At 37.0% G+C, this 18,615-nt stretch carries 16 protein-coding genes; 11 read left to right on the forward strand and 5 right to left on the reverse strand.

Features of this window, described 5'->3' with window-relative positions:
* Window positions 1–30: 30 nt before the first annotated feature.
* Window positions 31–846, forward strand: coding sequence for a DUF817 domain-containing protein (locus RAH41_RS01180; protein WP_331220008.1), 816 nt, complete (start codon window positions 31–33; stop codon window positions 844–846).
* A gap of 122 nt (window positions 847–968) precedes the next feature.
* Here the strand turns inward: RAH41_RS01180 and RAH41_RS01185 are convergent, their stop codons facing one another.
* Window positions 969–1,151, reverse strand: a complete 183-nt coding sequence (locus RAH41_RS01185; protein ID WP_069034392.1) for a hypothetical protein — start codon at window positions 1,149–1,151, stop codon at window positions 969–971.
* 361 nt (window positions 1,152–1,512) lie between these two features.
* Here RAH41_RS01185 and RAH41_RS01190 point away from each other — a divergent pair, with 361 nt between their 5' ends.
* Both RAH41_RS01190 and RAH41_RS01195 read left to right on the forward strand, forming a co-directional pair.
* Window positions 1,513–2,220: a hypothetical protein gene (locus RAH41_RS01190; protein ID WP_331220009.1), complete on the forward strand. Its 708-nt coding sequence runs from the start codon at window positions 1,513–1,515 to the stop codon at window positions 2,218–2,220.
* Between the two features lie 263 nt (window positions 2,221–2,483).
* Window positions 2,484–2,825, forward strand: coding sequence for a hypothetical protein (locus tag RAH41_RS01195; protein WP_331220011.1), 342 nt, complete (start codon window positions 2,484–2,486; stop codon window positions 2,823–2,825).
* 244 nt (window positions 2,826–3,069) lie between these two features.
* Here the strand turns inward: RAH41_RS01195 and ycaC are convergent, their stop codons facing one another.
* Together ycaC and RAH41_RS01205 are read right to left on the reverse strand one after the other, a co-directional pair.
* Window positions 3,070–3,714 carry an isochorismate family cysteine hydrolase YcaC gene (ycaC, locus tag RAH41_RS01200; RefSeq protein ID WP_331220012.1) on the reverse strand — a complete coding sequence of 215 codons (645 nt, stop codon included), beginning with the start codon at window positions 3,712–3,714 and terminating at the stop codon, window positions 3,070–3,072.
* A gap of 108 nt (window positions 3,715–3,822) precedes the next feature.
* Entirely contained in the window at window positions 3,823–4,380 is a 558-nt protein-coding gene (locus RAH41_RS01205; protein WP_331220014.1) for an NADPH-dependent FMN reductase, read from the reverse strand.
* Window positions 4,381–4,736: 356 nt separating this feature from the next.
* Here RAH41_RS01205 and RAH41_RS01210 point away from each other — a divergent pair, with 356 nt between their 5' ends.
* A complete protein-coding gene (locus RAH41_RS01210) occupies window positions 4,737–5,573 on the forward strand; it encodes an alpha/beta hydrolase (RefSeq protein WP_331220015.1) in 837 nt (278 codons plus the stop codon).
* A gap of 453 nt (window positions 5,574–6,026) precedes the next feature.
* Window positions 6,027–6,380, forward strand: a complete 354-nt coding sequence (locus tag RAH41_RS01215) for a hypothetical protein (RefSeq protein WP_331220017.1) — start codon at window positions 6,027–6,029, stop codon at window positions 6,378–6,380.
* Window positions 6,381–7,037: 657 nt separating this feature from the next.
* Here RAH41_RS01215 and RAH41_RS01220 read toward each other — a convergent pair.
* Complete coding sequence (locus RAH41_RS01220) at window positions 7,038–7,796, reverse strand: L,D-transpeptidase family protein (RefSeq protein ID WP_331220018.1); 759 nt, start codon at window positions 7,794–7,796, stop codon at window positions 7,038–7,040.
* A gap of 233 nt (window positions 7,797–8,029) precedes the next feature.
* On the opposite strand from RAH41_RS01220, the gene RAH41_RS01225 reads away from it, so the two are divergent.
* From RAH41_RS01225 to RAH41_RS01235, 3 genes are all read left to right on the forward strand, one after another.
* Complete coding sequence (locus RAH41_RS01225) at window positions 8,030–8,212, forward strand: hypothetical protein (RefSeq protein WP_331220020.1); 183 nt, start codon at window positions 8,030–8,032, stop codon at window positions 8,210–8,212.
* A 259-nt stretch (window positions 8,213–8,471) separates the two neighbouring features.
* On the forward strand, window positions 8,472–9,344 hold the full coding sequence (gene htpX / locus RAH41_RS01230; RefSeq protein ID WP_331220021.1) for a protease HtpX: 873 nt from the start codon (window positions 8,472–8,474) through the stop codon (window positions 9,342–9,344).
* A 118-nt stretch (window positions 9,345–9,462) separates the two neighbouring features.
* Entirely contained in the window at window positions 9,463–9,873 is a 411-nt protein-coding gene (locus RAH41_RS01235; RefSeq protein WP_331220023.1) for a hypothetical protein, read from the forward strand.
* Between the two features lie 620 nt (window positions 9,874–10,493).
* Here RAH41_RS01235 and RAH41_RS01240 read toward each other — a convergent pair.
* Window positions 10,494–11,930, reverse strand: a complete 1,437-nt coding sequence (locus tag RAH41_RS01240) for a glycoside hydrolase family 1 protein (protein WP_331220025.1) — start codon at window positions 11,928–11,930, stop codon at window positions 10,494–10,496.
* Window positions 11,931–12,171: 241 nt separating this feature from the next.
* Here RAH41_RS01240 and RAH41_RS01245 point away from each other — a divergent pair, with 241 nt between their 5' ends.
* From RAH41_RS01245 to RAH41_RS01255, 3 genes are all read left to right on the forward strand, one after another.
* Window positions 12,172–12,897, forward strand: a complete 726-nt coding sequence (locus RAH41_RS01245; protein WP_331220028.1) for a MurR/RpiR family transcriptional regulator — start codon at window positions 12,172–12,174, stop codon at window positions 12,895–12,897.
* 102 nt (window positions 12,898–12,999) lie between these two features.
* Window positions 13,000–13,782 carry a class I SAM-dependent methyltransferase gene (locus tag RAH41_RS01250; protein WP_331220030.1) on the forward strand — a complete coding sequence of 261 codons (783 nt, stop codon included), beginning with the start codon at window positions 13,000–13,002 and terminating at the stop codon, window positions 13,780–13,782.
* 226 nt (window positions 13,783–14,008) lie between these two features.
* The gene (locus RAH41_RS01255; protein WP_331220032.1) at window positions 14,009–18,481 is read left to right on the forward strand and encodes a collagen-like protein; all 4,473 of its coding nucleotides are present in this window, start codon (window positions 14,009–14,011) and stop codon (window positions 18,479–18,481) included.
* Window positions 18,482–18,615: the final 134 nt, after the last annotated feature.

Here is an 18,615-nt window from a genome sequence, read left to right on the forward strand (position 1 = left end):
TTGATATCAAGTTATGAAGGAGGGCTAATTGTGAATTTAACACTACAAAAGGCTGAGTCACATTTTCTAAGAGCGGCCAAACAACTTGTTCGATTTGGTTGGGAGCAAGCTCTATCATGTATATTTCCTGTTGTGATTTTTGCTTCTTTAGCTTTTACTAAAATTATGCCACTGCCACTACTACCACGATATGATTGGTTACTTTTAATTTGTATTTTGATGCAATGGTTAATGGTGCGTACTGGGCTTGAAACATTGGATGAATTAAAGGTCATCACACTATTTCACCTAATTGGACTTGCTCTTGAACTTTTTAAGGTACATATGGGCTCTTGGACTTATCCAGGGGAAGGATACTCCAAACTATTTGGAGTACCACTATATAGTGGTTTTATGTACGCAAGTGTTGCAAGTTATTTATGTCAAGCGTGGAGAAGGTTGAATGTTGAACTAGTTAATTGGCCACCATTTTTGGTAGTTGCTTCACTTGCAACAGCAATTTATTTGAATTTCTTTACTCACCATTTTTTGATTGACGTTCGTTGGTGGTTATCAGGTCTTGTCATAATTGTTTTTTGGAAATCTTGGGTCACTTATATGGTTCATGGGACCAAATACCGTATGCCAATTGCACTTTCTTTCGTGTTAATCGGATTTTTTATATGGATTGCTGAAAATATTGCAACGTTTTTTGGTGCATGGCAATATCCAAATCAGTCGGTTGCATGGAGTTTAGTTCATCTAGGTAAAGTAAGTTCATGGCTACTATTAGTAATTGTAAGCTTTCTGATCGTAGCTACGTTAAAGAGAGTTAAAGGAAAAAACACTAAAAAAGCAAAAATATAGAAGTTTTTCATTACATCATAAAAAATAACCTGTACCATAGATTAACTAGTAATCTGATACAGGTTTATTTAATATTTTGTATCGTTAGTATATTTTAATAAGATGCCTAAACATAATATACACTACTTACCGATAAGATTCATAAACCCTTTGTATATTAGGAAAAGCGAGAAAATTAAAATAGCTAAAATACCAATTAAATCTGTTAATGGCTCTACACTTGATAAGAATGTGCCTGCTAAAGGCATTTTAATTAAAGCAAAACCAGCAATAATACTAGCTAACATTAAGAAAATTCTTTCCATTCATTCATCCCTCCATTCTAATATATTTTATGTGTAATTAAAATGTAAGTGCTTTCAAAGTCAAGCTTTTATAAAAAATGTGCGTTTATCACGGAAAATCAAAGAGCGTTTCTATGTATTCACTTAGAGAAATTAAGAAGAGTGTGGCGATTAAGTTTCTATTTAATCTTTTAATAGATTTAGTTTTCTAGCACTTTTTAGTTAGTGTGTAGTTGGTCCTATTTCTTTCCTATCATTTAAACACTTTTTAATAAGTAATGACGCAAATTTCCACTACGCGGTCATAGCTGAAATTTAAGAAGGGCATTTCATTTAAGTGGTTGAATACTATGTAAAATAAACTATTTTTAAGGAGGTTTTAATGAAAAGAGTTAATTTGTTTAAGCTATCGTTTATCATATTGCCCTTATTACTAGTCGCTTGTCGTTTTATCCCTTCAGAAAGTCAATCAATTATAGATTGGGTAGACTTTGTTAGATGGAATGGGGTTGAGTACAATGGCATACAATCAGGAATTTTATCGAATGAAAAATTTATTGATGAAAAAGTAGGGGAAGTAAAATTCAGGGTAGCAGATCATGTTACTAATCCAAGTTATAAAATAAAAGATGGAGATGCAGCATTCCATGAGAAGGGAACAGACATTTATTCAATCAAGGGGAATCCTGAATTAATTGCCTTAAAAGACAAAACTGCAATTAATGGTTATAGAATTTATTATGCAAAAGGAACAATTGATTATAAGTGGTATTTTAAAGATGTACCAATTGAAAAAGTAGATCTGATTGAAATCTACCAATCTTATTCAACTAGCATGAAAAAGATATCTGAGATTAAAAACAAAGAAAAAATAGTTTACTTTCTAGCTATCTTAAAGAACAGTAAGGAAGATTCAAATTTTCAACCTAACAATGATCATACTGATTCTATTCACTATGAAATTGTATTGTATACAGAACAACCAATTGCTTATAAGTATACTATTGAATTTGACGGTGCTAACTACTACTGGTATCCGTGGGATACTTCTATTTTGTCCAATGAGATCAAAAAATTTTTATCACATTAATGTCTAATAAATATACACCTATATTTATATACAAAAATTAACTTGCTAAATAGTATAGCGAGTTTTTGCTTTACATAATAAACCCACAAAAAAGGAGAAAACTTAAATTAATTATGTGCAAGCCGGGAAAATCTAGTCACCAAAAAACAACTACTAAAATATGTAATAGATACATGAAACTTGAAATGTTTTTTTATATTAAACTACTTATAAAAATGGTAAAATATGGTTATATTGTATTGTTTTTTACGGAGGGGCCTTAATTGAGAAAGCCATATATATTTTTGATATGCGTAGTAATCCTAGCTTTATGCTTAGGTGGATTTTATTTTGAAAAAATGAAGTATACCAAAACAAAAAATGAATTATGGATTGGTTATAACTACACAAAGTTCGGGAAAAATGTAACCAAATTTATACCGGTAAATGTTGAAAAACGGGAGAAATTAAATCAATTAGAAAAAATCTATCTATTTAGTAAAAAAATTGAAAAACCAATTGTTGATTTAGCTAAATATGATGTTCAGTTATCATTCAGAAGTCCATTAGATAAAACAGTTGAAAATAGTTCATTTCTTTGGTTCACAAAAGTGGTGCCATCATAAAAATTAATGGATTTAATGGATATCGGAGCGTTGGGATTGAGAATGCCAAATCAATAAAAACTATAATAAATTACATAGATTTGTAATGATTAAATAAAGTTTTAGTAAATGAGTTGTCATGGCAACTTATTTTAATACTCATTACATCAATATGAAATATAAAATTGTAATATTTTATTAAAATAATATTAAAAGCCTAACTTTTCTTTAAAGAGAAAGTTAGGCTTTTAATTTATTGTTTTATTTATGCATTTTGTTTAGTGTGATTTCGCTGAGCTCCCATATAGCTTCCAATTATATTTTGATAACCTGGAAGATTACTAGCAAGCAAATTGCCAAACCCTTCTACATCGTTTCGCCAATCGCGTTGTAATTCGCACGCTACGCTAAACCAGTTCAAAAGTTGCACACCACTTTGTGCCATACGCGTATTAGCGGCATCTGCAACTTGTTTACTGAAAGTTCCTGAAGCATCAGTGACTGCAAATACTTCATAACCAGCATTTATAGCTGAAAGTGCAGGGAAAGCAACACAAACATCCGTAACTACGCCCGCGATAATAAGTTGTTTTTTTCCAGTTTCTTCGATTGCTTTTACAAAATCATCATTATCCCAAGCGTTAATTTGTCCAGGTCGAGCTATTTTTGGCGCGTTAGGAAAAAGATCAACTAATTCTTGCATAAGTGGTCCATTAGGTCCGTTTTCAAAGCTTGTTGTTAAAATAACTGGTAAATCAAAAAACTTAGCAGTGTGGGCAAGAGCCAATACATTGTTCTTGAATTCATCAACACCATAGTCACGCACTAGTCCAGCCATCAGACCAGTTTGATGATCCACTAAAAGAACGACAGCTTCATCTTTATTAATACGAGAATAGAGATCAGACATTATGTAATCCTCCTAAAAATTAAGTAATCGAAGAAAGTTTAAAACTGGAATATAATCTTCGTTTATAAAAAATATACTGATTTTTTGAATTTACTTAGTTTACTTCTATTAATCTAAACAAGGAGTTTTATCTATCCAATTTATAAATTGTTGTAAATAACGCTGAAGGTAACGTTTTGTATGTTCGTCCGTAAGCACTTTCTGATCAGCATCAATCTTTTCGTGTACTTGGGAAATCAGCATTTTTTGAAATGGTAATACATGAGCTTGCATAGCTTCTAGTATTTCTCTGATTTGTATTTGAGCATAAACAGTACCTAATCCTCCAGGTGTTGCACCGATTAAACCAACTGGTTTTTTACTAAGAACAGCGGATTCTCGTGGTCTTGAAGCCCAGTCTAATGCATTCTTTAATACACCTGGAATTCCAGAATTGTACTCAGGACTTACAATAATGATACCGTCAACGTCCTTGATAGCAGACCTAAATGATGTCACTGCTTCTGGAACACTTGTTTCAAGGTCCTCATTGAATAAAGGTAGTTCATTAATATCTATCCAACGAAATTGATGGGAATCATCCATCTCTATTAACGATTGAGCAATGATTCGATTATAAGAGTTTTTTCGTAAACTACCACAAATAAGACCTATTGAATTAGACATTTTTCCCCTCCTGTATTAAAATCAATTAAATATTACCATAATATTCCAAAAAATACATAGTGGCTTTATACCTTATTCTTTTTTTTATTTCATTAGTTATATTGGCTTAAGTGCTGTGAAAGCGATTCTAGAGATGTGATTCGTATGCAAGCAGCTCTTCTCTCGGAAAATATAAATTTCGGACAAAGGAAAAAGCACTCATAAAGTCGTATATACAATCATTGACAAAATGAAAATGCTTTTTCAGGTTAGTGTCTATCACGAAAGAAATATTATAAAAACTTTGAAGTAGAGAGTTTTGATAAAAGAACCAAGAATGTAGGTTTTATGAAGAAAATTCATGGGAGGAAATTTATATGGCAAAATTAACTGTAGGTAATGAAAATCATGCCCCAATTGAACTTTATTATGAGGATTATGGTTCAGGGAAACCTGTCGTCTTAATCCATGGTTGGCCTTTAAGTGGACGTTCTTGGGAATATCAAATTCCAGCTCTTATTGAAGCAGGTTACAGAGTTATAACATATGATCGTCGAGGTTTTGGAAAATCATCTCAGCCGTGGGAAGGATATGAATATAATACCTTTGCTTCTGACTTACATAAACTGTTAGAACATTTAGATCTTCAAAATGTCACACTTGTTGGTTTTTCTATGGGTGGAGGAGAGGTAGCTAGATACATTAGAAAGTATGGAACAGATCGTATAGAAAAGGCTGTTTTTGCTGGAGCAGTTCCTCCTTATTTATACAAATCAAAGGATCATCCTGAAGGAGCATTAGATGATGCAACAATTGAAGAATTCAAAAGTGGCGTAAAAAATGACCGCCTTGTATTTCTTGACAAATTTACAAAGGGATTTTTTGCTGCGGGTAATCAATCAGATTTAGTAAGCGAGCCATTCCGTTTATATAATCGGGATATTGCAGCTAGTGCCTCACCTAAGGGAACACTCGATTGTATAACGGCCTTTAGTAAGACAGATTTTAGAAAGGATTTGGAAAAGTTCAATATACCAACTCTAATTATTCACGGTGACTCTGATGTAATTGTACCATTTGAGTTAAGTGGAAAACGTACATATGATTCCATTCCTGGTAGTAAACTCGCTTTAATTAAAGGTGGCCCGCATGGATTAAACGTAACTCATAGAAAAGAATTTAATGAAGCGTTACTAACATTTTTAAAAGACTAATTAATATAGTTATAGATAAACGAAAACAAGCAGGTCCTCTATTATTAAAGGACCTGTTTATTCTTATTTATTCTTTGTAACGACAAATATAGAATAAACAATCCTCAGCTCTGGAAATACTTTTGGTTCAATTTATTCCTATTTAAAAGAAAAATGAATAAGCTTAAAAAAATTATATTGTATAATGTTAGGGTGAAAAATAAAATTAATAGAGGTAATTAAAAAATGGAGAATCAATTATGAAGATAGATGATATCATCGCAATTTGATAGATGATGAAGAAAGAAATTGTTTAAAAATACTAGATTTTGATAATTGAGTATAAATATAGACTATCGTTTAATTTTTGGATATCAAATGCTTTCTATTAAATAGATAATATTTAAAAAAGGGTAGGAGTATATGGAATAGGAATTCCACCTGATAGGCAGTTTGTAGTTTTATTTATAGGAAGTGAAAAAATGTTTACATATTAATATTCTAGTTGGATGTTTATTACTTGGCGTTTTACTTTTAGCGACTACTCTTCCAAGTCTTAAATATGTTGTATTTAAACAATATGATGTAGTAAGCGTAAGATGTGTTATAGAAATTGATCGTTCAAGCCGTACTACTGAAGCAGATTTTGATATGCAAGGTACAGATGAAATATTTACTTTTAGGGATATTCCTAAATTGGATGCTTATAGGAGATCAGTTCCATATTTTTGTAAGGTGACAGTTACAAAGGATCATAATTTTGAGGTAAGTTACAAAATATATGATAGTGATAGTAAAACAAGAAAATTAATTTTGGAAAGTGAATAGTTTATTTTATAACTACTAATCTTGTAAAAAACTCGATTTAATTAAAAACTTAATGGAAAACCCTATGAAACTAACTACATTGCTATAGCTTAACTGAATATTCTAAAGGGAATTGAATGATTTATTAACTAACTTCATAGATTATATACTACTTGGAGAAGAGAGTTCAAAAAAGTTAAAGGTAATTGGAAGTTCAATATTGAATTTTAATTAATAATAATAATGCAAAAGGAGATAATGATGAAACAATTGATTTCTGCTTTGTATATTTTGTTTGGCCTATTAATTGTAACATTAACCTACTTTACTAATTTCTCTGGTCCTATATATCTAACGAATATAGGTTGGTTTCTTGTTGTTATTGGGGTTATATATCCATATTACAGTCGCGTTGTTAATTATTTTAAGATTGAATTTGAGGATGAAAAAAATAGCGTTTGACTACAACAAAAGGCTGCTTTGTAGTCTTTTTTTTATGGAGAATGATCTAACTTAAGATCTTTAATTTAGGATGTATTATTCAAAAGATAAGGCGGGTCAGAGGACTTTGCTAAAATTAATTAAAGACGTTTATAATCAGGCAAATCTATAATATGTTGTAAAAAGATGCCTAAACAATAAAAAAAATAGAGGAATATCCTCTATTAATAGCCGAACTTATAAGCCACCAAGTGCTTTAATTGTAGCAGGTCCTACAATACCATCTACTTTTAAATGCCGGTCTTTTTGAAATTTGCGCACGGCTTTGTCTGTATTGTTTCCAAAGATACCATCGATACCTTTTGTGCTATATCCGAGAGACGTAAGCTTTTGTTGAAGTTTTTTAACTGTAGCACCATGATTTCCCTTTTTTAATACAGTCCCGCTTGGGATAACAGCATTCGAACCACCGTTAGAACTTGTTACCTTGTATCCATTTGCAGTTGCGATTGAGTTAAATGATTTACTTGAAGTTGTAATGACGACAGGTGTACTCAATTTTACTCTATCAAAAAGCCATTCTACTTCATTATCATACATTCTAACACAGCCATGACTGACGTATTTTCCAATCGAACTTGGGTTATTGTTACCATGTATGGCATAAGTTGTACCCCATGTACCGCGGGCATTTAATCCAAGCCAGCGGTTTCCAAGTGGATTTCGTGGATCGCCACCTGGAATGTGACCTGTATAGTAAGGTCTATTTACAATCTTATTTACAATTTTAAATTTACCTTCTGGTGTCAAGGATGGACTTTTACCCGTAGCTACCTTAAATACTTTGTAGAGTTTACCATTTTCATAGTAAGCTAGTTGATTTGATGCTTTGTTAATAATAATGAATTGACTTGTAGCTGCTTGGGTAGGTTTTATACCAACTCCAACAATCATAAGACAGGTTAAAATTAAAACGGCAAGCCATTTTCTAATCAATACCTTCCCTCCCGAATCATATTTTCAAAGTCTTAATCAATTAATCCTATGATTGTAGAAGTTGTCCATGTGTCATTTTTTTCAAATATGCTTAAAATAGTTTAAAAAATGAAAAGTTCTTTTGACCTATAAGATTAGTTGGAAAAACTATTTCAAAAAAATATAGTTAGATATATATAGGAATTAAATTTTAGAATACAAAAATGGTAAAATAAAGCTGTGGAGGCGAAATGATGAAAATCAATATTTATTTACTACAATTATCAATACTCATCATCTTTATTTTTGGCGGAACATTTATCATTCACTCAATTCGTACTGGTGAACTTCTAATAGACCAAATTATTGGGGTCTTTGTAGGGATGGTAATCTTATTGTTTTCTTTAATTTGGAGAAAAACTAGGAAACTGTCTTAATCCATTTAAATTTGTGAGATATTTAGGTTAAAAATATTGGGGCATTGAGTTTTACGTAAATAGTGAAAATGTAATCTATTACGATCGCTCATAGCAATGTAGACCAATATTAAACAAAACACAAATGTGTAGTAGAATAAATGAATATGAGTATAAGAAAATAATTGTGTGCAATGGTTGTTTAAGAAAATAGACTCATTTAAGAATAAAAGCTAAATAAAATGATTTTATAAGTAGATAGTTATGAGGAGGAACGATTTTGTTTAAACGGATTTCTTTCTTTATTTTTGTTAATATTTTAGTTTTAATCACAATTACGACGATTACAACATTATTAGGTGTACCTCGTTATATAGGTAATGGTGGCTACTGGGCACTGCTTGCTTTTAGTGTAATTGCAGGATTTAGTGGAGCGATATTTTCATTATTATTCTCTCGTATAATGGCCAAATGGGTTATGGGTGTAAAATTAATTGATCCTCGCTCTCCACAAATTGATCGCTTAAATTTTGTACTAGAAGAGACTTATCGTTTAGCAAAACTTGCTGGGTTAAAAAAGATGCCACAAGTTGGTATTTATGATTCAGTTGAAGTTAATGCATTTGCTACAGGACCTAGTAAAAGACGATCTTTAGTAGCTGTTTCAAGCGGAATGGTAGAGACAATGGATCGACCTGCAATTAGTGGTGTTTTAGCACATGAAATTGCTCATATAAAAAATGGTGACATGGTTACTACAACCTTATTACAAGGGATAATTAACACTTTTGTCATTTTCTTCTCCCGTTTAGTTGCAAAAATTGTTTCTAATTTTGTTAGAGAAGAGTTATCTTATTTAGTTTATTTTTTATGTTCAGTAGTGTTTGAGATCGTATTCAGTATTTTAAGTAGTCCAATTATTTTCTGGCATTCAAGAAATAGGGAGTTTAAGGCAGACCGATATGCCGCAGAACTTGGTGGAAAAGATAATATGATTTATGCTTTAGAATCATTAAGTAGAAATATTAGATTGATTGATGACCGTCAAAAATCGATTGCTGCTTTTAAAATTAGCGGTAAAGAGAAATTTGCAAGATTATTCTCAACACATCCGCCACTAGAAAAACGAATAGAACGTTTAAAATCATTATAAAAGCTAAAGGCTTTTTACATTTAACGATGTAAAAAGCCTTTTTTTGCATGTGTTTGAAAGAAGGATTTCATTTAGTTTTAGGGAATTTAGATACTAAAAAGGTGAGGTGTACTTTAATTTGGAAAAAGATAAAATTGAAAAATTGAAAACATCTGGAATTATTATAGCTACGTTTATCTTCACCCTTGGAATAATCATATCGATTGCTATTATTAATTTTAATCAGGCTAAAGCACACCCAATTGTTGTCAAAATTCCTAAATCAAAAAGAATCATTACACTCGTTAATAAACAAGAATTAATTAACGTAGATTCAAATTTAAAAACTCAAGTATGCGAAGTTGTCGACCTTGCAAATAAAGAGAATAAAGGCCATTATCAAATAATTTGTGATGATTCTGGGAAATACGGATTTACAGAGAAAGAATTAGTAGAAAGTAAATCTAATTCTCCATTGAAACTTGGCGACACTGTTTACTTAACTATTTATGCGGATGGTAAATTAATGGTAAGAATTGAAAATGAATAAGAATCTAGTAGTCTAACTATACTGTTACGAAATTGATAAATGGAACAGCTGCGATTTAGTTGACCGGACTGTTCATGAGTAAATCCATCAGGGGAATGTCAATGAAATCTAGGTAGAGATTTCGTTAATGAATTCTTGCGAATGGTCTTTTTTATCAACAAAATGTAATATATTTCTTTGGGGGTTTCACCATGAAAAAACTTCTTCTTTCTTGTTTCTTTCTTGTCTTTCTTAGTGCATGTAGTCACCATGAGGCTGAAAACAAAATGTATGGAAAATGGATTTATCAAACGACAACGAATCAATCGAACGAACAGGTTGACTATACGATCGAGTTTAAAAAAGACAAAAAAACGGATCTGGTTCTTTTTCGGTACACGACCAAAATGGGGTCATATGAGCAAACCTTCTATCGTCATTACAAGGTTGTCTCATCAACCGACAAAGTTGTGAAGTTGAGAATTAAAGGGTCTAATAACATCTTAACGGTCCATGTGACGGACTCAAGCATGTTTTTTTCGTCTGATAAGGGCATTATATACAAACGAATTACCAAGAACTAACACAATTCAATGAATAAAGGAACTTCAAATTAGATGAAGTTCCTTTTATTGATCTATTTATAGTTTTTCTCCATTTGAAGCAATTACGTCTTTGTACCAGAAGAAGGATTGTTTCTTCTTTCGCTCTAATGTTCCGCTACCGTCGTCGTGTTTATCGACATAAATGAATCCATAACGTTTTGAGAATTCACCTGATGATGCACTTACAAGATCGATACACCCCCAGCTAGTATAACCCATCAATTTAACGCCATCTTGAATCGCTTCACCCATAGCATGAATGTGCTCACGTAAATAATCAATTCGATAATAATCATTAATTGTTCCATCATCTTCAACTTTGTCGTATGCCCCTAAGCCGTTTTCAACAACAAATAACGGTACTTGGTAACGGTCATATAATTGATTTAAACTAATACGTAAACCTACCGGATCGATTTCCCAACCCCAGTCACTTGCCTTAAGGAAAGGATTTTTAACTCCACCAATCAGGTTGCCTTGTGAACTTTCTAAGTTAGATTTTTCCTTCTTCTCTGTTCTAGACATATAATAACTAAATCCAATATAGTCAACAGTGCCTTCTTTAATTAATTCTAAATCACCGTCTTTCATTTCAAGTTTTATATTATGTTCTTTAAAGAATCGATTAATAAATGCTGGATATTCGCCACGAACTTGAACATCTGCACAGAAATAATTAAAAAAGCGTTCTTCTTCAAGGGCATACATCACGTTGTTAGGATTTGAATCAAATGAATAAACCGGAGCATATAAAATCATACATCCAATTTGAGAATCAGGAATAATTTCATGACAAGCTTTGACAGCAATACTACTTGCTACAAATTGATGATGAAACGCTTGAAATGTTGGTTGGTATTTATCTTTTTCTTCTTTGATTGAAAAACCAAGTCCCATAATTGGCATAATTAATCCACTATTAATTTCATTAAAAGTCATCCAATATTTTACTTTGTTTTTATAACGATTGAAAATTGCATTAACATATCGCTCAAAGAAGGTTACAACTTCTCGATTTCTCCAACCGCCGTATTGTTTTACAAGATTTACTGGCATTTCATAGTGTGAAATTGTAACAACTGGTTCAATGCCATATTTGTGTAGTTCATCAAAAACACGGTCATAGAATGCCAACCCATCTTCATTTGCTTCTAGTTCATTTCCATTTGGAAAAATTCTTGTCCAAGCAATTGACATTCGGAAAACTTTAAAACCCATTTCAGCAAATAAAGCAATATCTTCTTTATATCGGTGATAGAAGTCTATTCCTTCGTGGTTTGGATAATTATACTTAGAACGATCAATCTCAAAATTAAAGCCAGGGGACTGTAAAATATTCAGTCTTTCTTTACCACCAGGAAGAACATCGGCTATATTTAAACCCTTATTTCCTTCATAAAAACCACCTTCCATTTGATTAGCAGCGGTAGCGCCACCCCATAGAAAATTTTTAGGAAACTTAAACTGATTCATTTTTTTACCTCCTAATTTCTTTTAGTTTTTTACATAAATCCATTTTTTTAATTAATGAGAATATAAACGAATCATAACGTTAACGGAGATGTTAGTAAATAAGTGAATGGAATCTAGTTTCTAATCACAAAAGTAAATAATTGTTTCATAAATGTAACGCTGTGTTTTTTATTTTGTATGTTAAGATAATAAAATAGTTGTATATATTTAGTACTTAGTTATTAAAGGAGAACTAGATAAAATGTTTTCAAATGATCAAATCGCATCTTTTAATGAGTTAGAGTTATCTTTATATAATTACATTTCAAAAAATATGGAAAAAGTTGCTTACATGCGTATTCGTGAAATTGCAGATGAAACCCACGTATCAACTTCAACAATTTTACGTTTTTGTAGGAAACTAAATTGTGACGGTTTTTCTGAATTTAAAGTAAAGCTAAAAATGTATTTGGAAGAGGAGAAACGGACTTTCGTAAAAAGCGCTCATCATACACTCTTGGAATTTTTTGAGAGGTCTTTAAAAGGAGATTTAGAAGATAAAGTTAAAGAGGCTGCAATTGAAATAAATAAGGCTGAAAATGTAATCTTTATTGGAATTGGTAGCTCTGGTATTCTTGCTGAGTATGGTTCGAGGTACTTTTCAAGTTTAGGTAAATTTTCACTTTATATAAAAGACCCACATTTTCCTATCCATTCTAAATTAACAAAAAATAGTATAGCAATCGCTTTGTCAGTCTCAGGAGAAACTATTTTCACAGTGAATCATCTAAATTTACTTAAACAAGAAGGCTGTAAAATTATAAGTATCACGAACAACAAATTATCAACAATAGCCAAAATTTCTGACTTAAATATTCCCTATTATGTGACAGAGGAGTATCTTGAAAAAGCTAATATTACTACTCAAGTTCCAGTGGTCTATATAATTGAATCAATAGCCCGCGAAATTTATAGAATAAATCAATAGGTCAAAAAGGAATTGATTATTTTTTCTTAAAATAAGAAGGGATTTCCCATGAAATGAGGAATGTTATTTATTCTGATTAAGAGTAAAGGAGCATTCATATTTATGAAATTAATCAATCCTACATTACATAACGATTGGGTAACACCTCATTCACCAAAGTGGTATGAACAAATGGGTAGATTACATGGAGAATACACTTATCCATGGAATTCAACAATTACAGAGCCGAATGGGGAATTATTATTTAATAATGAAGTATTTGAAATGATTAATAACGAAATTGTCTTAGATGTAGGTTGTGGACATGGTGAATTCACTATTCAATGTAGTGAAAAAGCAAAAGAAATTGTAGGTTTTGATCTTACAAATGATTTTATAAAAAGTGGAAATGAAACGAAAAAACGAAATGTGTCATTTATTGCTGGCAGTACAAAAAATGGATTGCCTTTTGAATCTGGACAATTTGACTGTGCTTATAATCGAAAAGGACCTACATCAGCTTATCCAGAACTAAAAAGAGTAGTAAAAAAAGGAGGGGAAATCCTTGGCCTTCATCCTGGTGATGATTTTGGAATTGAATTGCCTAGGTTATTTCCTAATCTTTTTGAATCAATTAATAATGAGAAACCGATTTTAAGAATGATAAAACAAAGACTTGATCAAAGTAGGTTTGAAGCTGTAGAAATACAAGTTGTTAATAGTATTGAATTTTTACATACACCCATTGATGTTTTAAAACTAAGATGCTTCGGCCAAAAGCAATCTCTTTTAATGGAACAAACAGAAGATAATTTATCAGAAGTAAAACGAATATTTGTACAAAATGCTACGAATGAAGGATTGCCGATTACTTTTTCACGTTACATCGTTAGAGCAAGGGTTTAATTTTTGATTAGAGGATGATAAAACATCCTCTTTTATTATTTGAGACTATAAGAATACTTATAAAAAGTATTATTTATTTTCTAATTAATTAATGTAAAAAATTTCCTTATAATTTTTTGGTCATATATAATAATCAAATTTTAATGTAGGTACATAGAATTATATTGTATGAAAAATGGACAAGATTTTTTGCTAAAATGGTTTTCTAGTTGGAAAAGGTGATAATTTGGGGAAAGAGAATAAAGAAAATAGAAAATCTTGTAAATGTAAGAACTGTAAGTGTAAAGATTGTAATAAATGCAAATGTAAGGATTGTAAATGCAAGGACTGTAAGTGTAAAGGATGTAATAAATGCAAATGTAAGAATTGTAAGGAATGTAAATGTTGTGATAAATGCTGTCGAGGTCCAAGAGGTAAAAGAGGTAAAACTGGTCCTCAAGGTCCGACTGGAGTAACGGGACCAACTGGCGAAAGTGGAGTAACAGGATCGACAGGAGAAATCGGAGTAACTGGTCCAACAGGAGAAACCGGAACGACAGGGATAACCGGAGTGACTGGTCCAACTGGAATAACCGGCCCGACAGGAGAAACTGGATCAACCGGAGCAACTGGAGCAATCGGCCCAACAGGTATAACAGGAACAAACGGAACGACAGGAGTAACAGGGGCAACGGGATCAACGGGATCAACCGGAGCAACCGGCCCAACAGGAACCACAGGAACGACAGGAGTAACTGGGCCAACCGGAGTAACAGGAACAACTGGTGTAACAGGGGCAACCGGAGTAACGGGAACGACAGGAGCAACCGGATCAACCGGAACGACAGGAGTAACGGGAACAACAGGAACGACAGGAGTAACAGGAACAACTGGCGTAACTGGAACGAAGGGTGAAACAGGATCAACCGGAGCAATCGGCCCAACAGGAACCACAGGAACGACAGGAGTAACCGGGGCAACCGGAGTAACGGGAACGACAGGATCAACCGGATCAACCGGAGTAACAGGAACAACTGGCGTAACTGGGGCAACAGGAGTAACGGGAACGAAGGGTGAAACAGGATCAACCGGAGCAATCGGCCCAACAGGAACAACAGGAACGACAGGAGTAACTGGAACAACAGGAGAAACAGGGGCAACGGGATCAACCGGCCCAACAGGAGTAACCGGGGCGACGGGATCAACCGGCTCAACAGGAATAACAGGAACGACAGGAGAAACAGGGGCAACAGGATCATTCGGCCCAACAGGAGTAACCGGAGCGACGGGATCAACCGGATCATCCGGATCAACAGGAGCAACTGGAACAACCGGAGTAACGGGAACGACAGGAGAAACAGGGGCAACGGGATCAACCGGCCCAACAGGAGTAACCGGGGCGACGGGATCAACTGGAACAACAGGAGAAACAGGGACAACGGGATCAACCGGCCCAACAGGAGTAACCGGGGCAACCGGAGTAACAGGAATAACAGGAGAAACAGGAGAAACAGGGGCAACCGGAGCCACCGGCCCAACGGGAGCAATCGGTCCAACAGGAGTAACCGGGGCGACGGGATCAACCGGCTCAACAGGAATAACAGGAACGACAGGAGAAACAGGGGCAACCGGAGTAACGGGAACGACAGGAGCAACCGGAGTAACAGGAACAACTGGCGTAACTGGGGCAACAGGAGTAACTGGAACGAAGGGTGAAACAGGGGCAACGGGATCAACCGGCCCAACAGGAGAAACCGGTGCGACGGGATCAACCGGATCAACTGGAACAACAGGAGAAACAGGGACAACGGGATCAACCGGCCCAACAGGAATAACAGGAACGACAGGAGTAACAGGGGCAACAGGATCATTCGGCCCAACAGGAGTAACCGGAGCGACTGGATCATTCGGCCCAACAGGAGTAACCGGAGCGACTGGAACAACAGGAGAAACAGGGACAACGGGATCAACCGGCCCAACAGGAGTAACCGGGGCGACGGGATCAACCGGCCCAACAGGAATAACAGGAACGACAGGAGAAACAGGGGCAACGGGATCATTCGGCCCAACAGGAGTAACCGGAGCGACGGGATTAACAGGAGCAACTGGAACAACCGGAGTAACAGGAACAACAGGAGAAACAGGGGCAACGGGATCAACCGGTCCAACAGGAGTAACCGGGGCGACGGGATCAACCGGCCCAACAGGAATAACAGGAACGACAGGAGTAACGGGAACGACAGGAGAAACAGGAGCAACTGGAACAACCGGAGTAACGGGAACGACAGGAGAAACAGGGGCGACGGGATCAACCGGCCCAACAGGAATAACAGGAACGACAGGAGAAACAGGGACAACGGGATCAACCGGCCCAACAGGAGTAACCGGGGCGACGGGATCAACCGGCCCAACAGGAATAACAGGAACGACAGGAGAAACAGGGGCAACCGGAGTAACAGGAACAACAGGAGAAACAGGAGCAACCGGATCAATCGGTCCAACCGGAGTAACGGGAACGACTGGAGTAACGGGAGCGACAGGCCCAACTGGAACAACCGGCCCGACTGGAGTAACAGGGACAACAGGCCCAACGGGAGCGACAGGCCCAACCGGAGTAACAGGCCCAACCGGATCAACCGGCCTGACTGGAGCGACAGGTCCAACTGGAACAACCGGCCCGACTGGAGTAACCGGGACAACAGGCCCAACCGGATCAACCGGCCTGACTGGAGTAACGGGGACAACCGGCCCAACGGGAGCAATCGGCCCAACAGGAGTAACCGGGGCGACGGGATCAACCGGCTCAACAGGAGTAACGGGAGCAATCGGCCCAACAGGAGAAACCGGGGCAACGGGAGCAACCGGTCCAACAGGAGTAACCGGGGCAACCGGAGTAACAGGAACAACCGGAGCAATTGGTCCAACCGGAGTAACGGGGACAACCGGTCCAACAGGAGTAACGGGAGCAATCGGCCCAACAGGAGTAACAGGAACAACAGGAGAAACAGGAGCAACCGGAGCAATCGGTCCAACAGGAGTAACCGGGGCGACGGGATCAACCGGCCCAACAGGAGTAACGGGAGCGACAGGCCCAACTGGAACAACCGGCCCGACAGGAGTAACAGGGACAACCGGCCCAACGGGAGCGACAGGCCCAACCGGAGTAACAGGCCCAACCGGATCAACGGGAGCGACAGGGACAACCGGAACAACCGGCTCAACAGGAGTAACGGGAGCAATCGGCCCAACAGGAGTAACCGGAGTAACAGGAACAACAGGAGCAACCGGATCAATCGGTCCAACAGGAGTAACCGGGGCGACGGGATCAACCGGCCCAACAGGAGTAACGGGAATGACGGGAGAAACAGGGGCAACGGGAGCAATCGGCCCAACAGGAGTAACCGGAGCGACGGGATTAAAAGGAGCAACTGGAACAACCGGAGTAACAGGAACAACAGGAGAAACCGGGGCAACGGGATCAACCGGTCCAACAGGAGTAACCGGGGCAACCGGAGTAACAGGAACAACAGGATCAACCGGATCAATCGGTCCAACAGGAGTAACCGGGGCGACGGGATCAACCGGCCCAACAGGAGTAACGGGAACGACGGGAGTAACGGGAGCGACAGGCCCAACTGGAACAACCGGCCCGACTGGAGTAACCGGGACAACAGGCCCAACGGGAGCGACAGGCCCAACCGGAGTAACAGGCCCAACCGGATCAACCGGATCAACTGGAGCAACCGGATCAACTGGAGCAACCGGCCCGACTGGAGTAACAGGGACAACAGGCCCAACCGGAACAACCGGCCTGACGGGAGTAACAGGATCAACGGGAGCGACAGGCCCAACCGGAACAACCGGCCCAACCGGAGTAACGGGAGCAATCGGCCCAACAGGAGTAACGGGAATGACGGGAGTAACGGGAGCGACAGGCCCAACTGGAACAACCGGCCTGACTGGAGTAACCGGGACAACCGGCCCAACGGGAGCGACAGGCCCAACTGGAACAACAGGCCCAACTGGAACAACAGGCCCAACTGGAGCGACAGCCCCAACTGGAGTAACAGGCCCAACCGGAACAACCGGCCTGACTGGAGTAACCGGGATAACAGGCCAAACGGGAGCGACAGGCCCAACCGGAGCAACAGGAACGACAGGAGTAACGGGAACGACCGGAGCGACAGGCCCAACCGGAACAACCGGCCCGACGGGAGTAACAGGATCAACAGGATCAACAGGGTCAACGGGAGCAACGGGAGCAACGGGAGCAACGGGAGCAACTGGGGCAACCGGTGTAACTGGTCCAACAGGTCAAAGACCAACTCTGACATTTGCAGAAAATGCAGGATCGATTGCGGTATTCCCTCCACTCGATACTGAAGTAACCATTGTAAGTATCACTCAAGCCGTACTTGCAAATCAGCAGCTTAAAATTGACTACGCAACAGCGATTGAGTTAGTGGTTTCTGCAAACTGGGCGGTAACATTTGAGTTGAGACTTTATAGGGATGCGACTTTAATAGATACTAGAATATTTAATACTAATCAACCTACAGCTGGAACCCATAGATTTCAATTTGCAAGTACTCAAGTTAATATAGCGCCTGCAAATGCAACATCGACCTATAGTATTAGAGTATTCTTTACCGTTGCATCGAATGTTACTTCAGCATCGGCAATTAATAGAGATATGAATATAATCACATTTACACCGTAGTGAGTGTGAATAGATTTTTAGACAAATACACCCATGTAATAGACAGTTAGAATAGTTTTATATTGTCTGTTATATGGGCTTTTTATATTTAAAGAAAATTTATAAATAGATAAAGAAATGGTGTACGAGTTTAA

The sequence above is a fragment of the Gottfriedia acidiceleris genome (genome assembly GCF_036421055.1).
In the GTDB taxonomy this organism is placed as follows: domain Bacteria; phylum Bacillota; class Bacilli; order Bacillales; family Bacillaceae_G; genus Gottfriedia; species Gottfriedia acidiceleris_C.

Bases quoted from the DNA above. Each gene is read 5' to 3' on its own strand.
- RAH41_RS01185 (WP_069034392.1), bottom strand. From the start codon at position 1,151: ATGGAAAGAATTTTCTTAATGTTAGCTAGTATTATTGCTGGTTTTGCT.
- RAH41_RS01190 (WP_331220009.1), top strand. From the start codon at position 1,513: ATGAAAAGAGTTAATTTGTTTAAGCTATCGTTTATCATATTGCCCTTA.
- ycaC (WP_331220012.1), bottom strand. From the start codon at position 3,714: ATGTCTGATCTCTATTCTCGTATTAATAAAGATGAAGCTGTCGTTCTT.
- RAH41_RS01205 (WP_331220014.1), bottom strand. From the start codon at position 4,380: ATGTCTAATTCAATAGGTCTTATTTGTGGTAGTTTACGAAAAAACTCT.
- RAH41_RS01210 (WP_331220015.1), top strand. From the start codon at position 4,737: ATGGCAAAATTAACTGTAGGTAATGAAAATCATGCCCCAATTGAACTT.
- RAH41_RS01225 (WP_331220020.1), top strand. From the start codon at position 8,030: ATGAAAATCAATATTTATTTACTACAATTATCAATACTCATCATCTTT.
- RAH41_RS01240 (WP_331220025.1), bottom strand. From the start codon at position 11,930: ATGAATCAGTTTAAGTTTCCTAAAAATTTTCTATGGGGTGGCGCTACC.
- RAH41_RS01245 (WP_331220028.1), top strand. From the start codon at position 12,172: ATGTTTTCAAATGATCAAATCGCATCTTTTAATGAGTTAGAGTTATCT.
- RAH41_RS01250 (WP_331220030.1), top strand. From the start codon at position 13,000: ATGAAATTAATCAATCCTACATTACATAACGATTGGGTAACACCTCAT.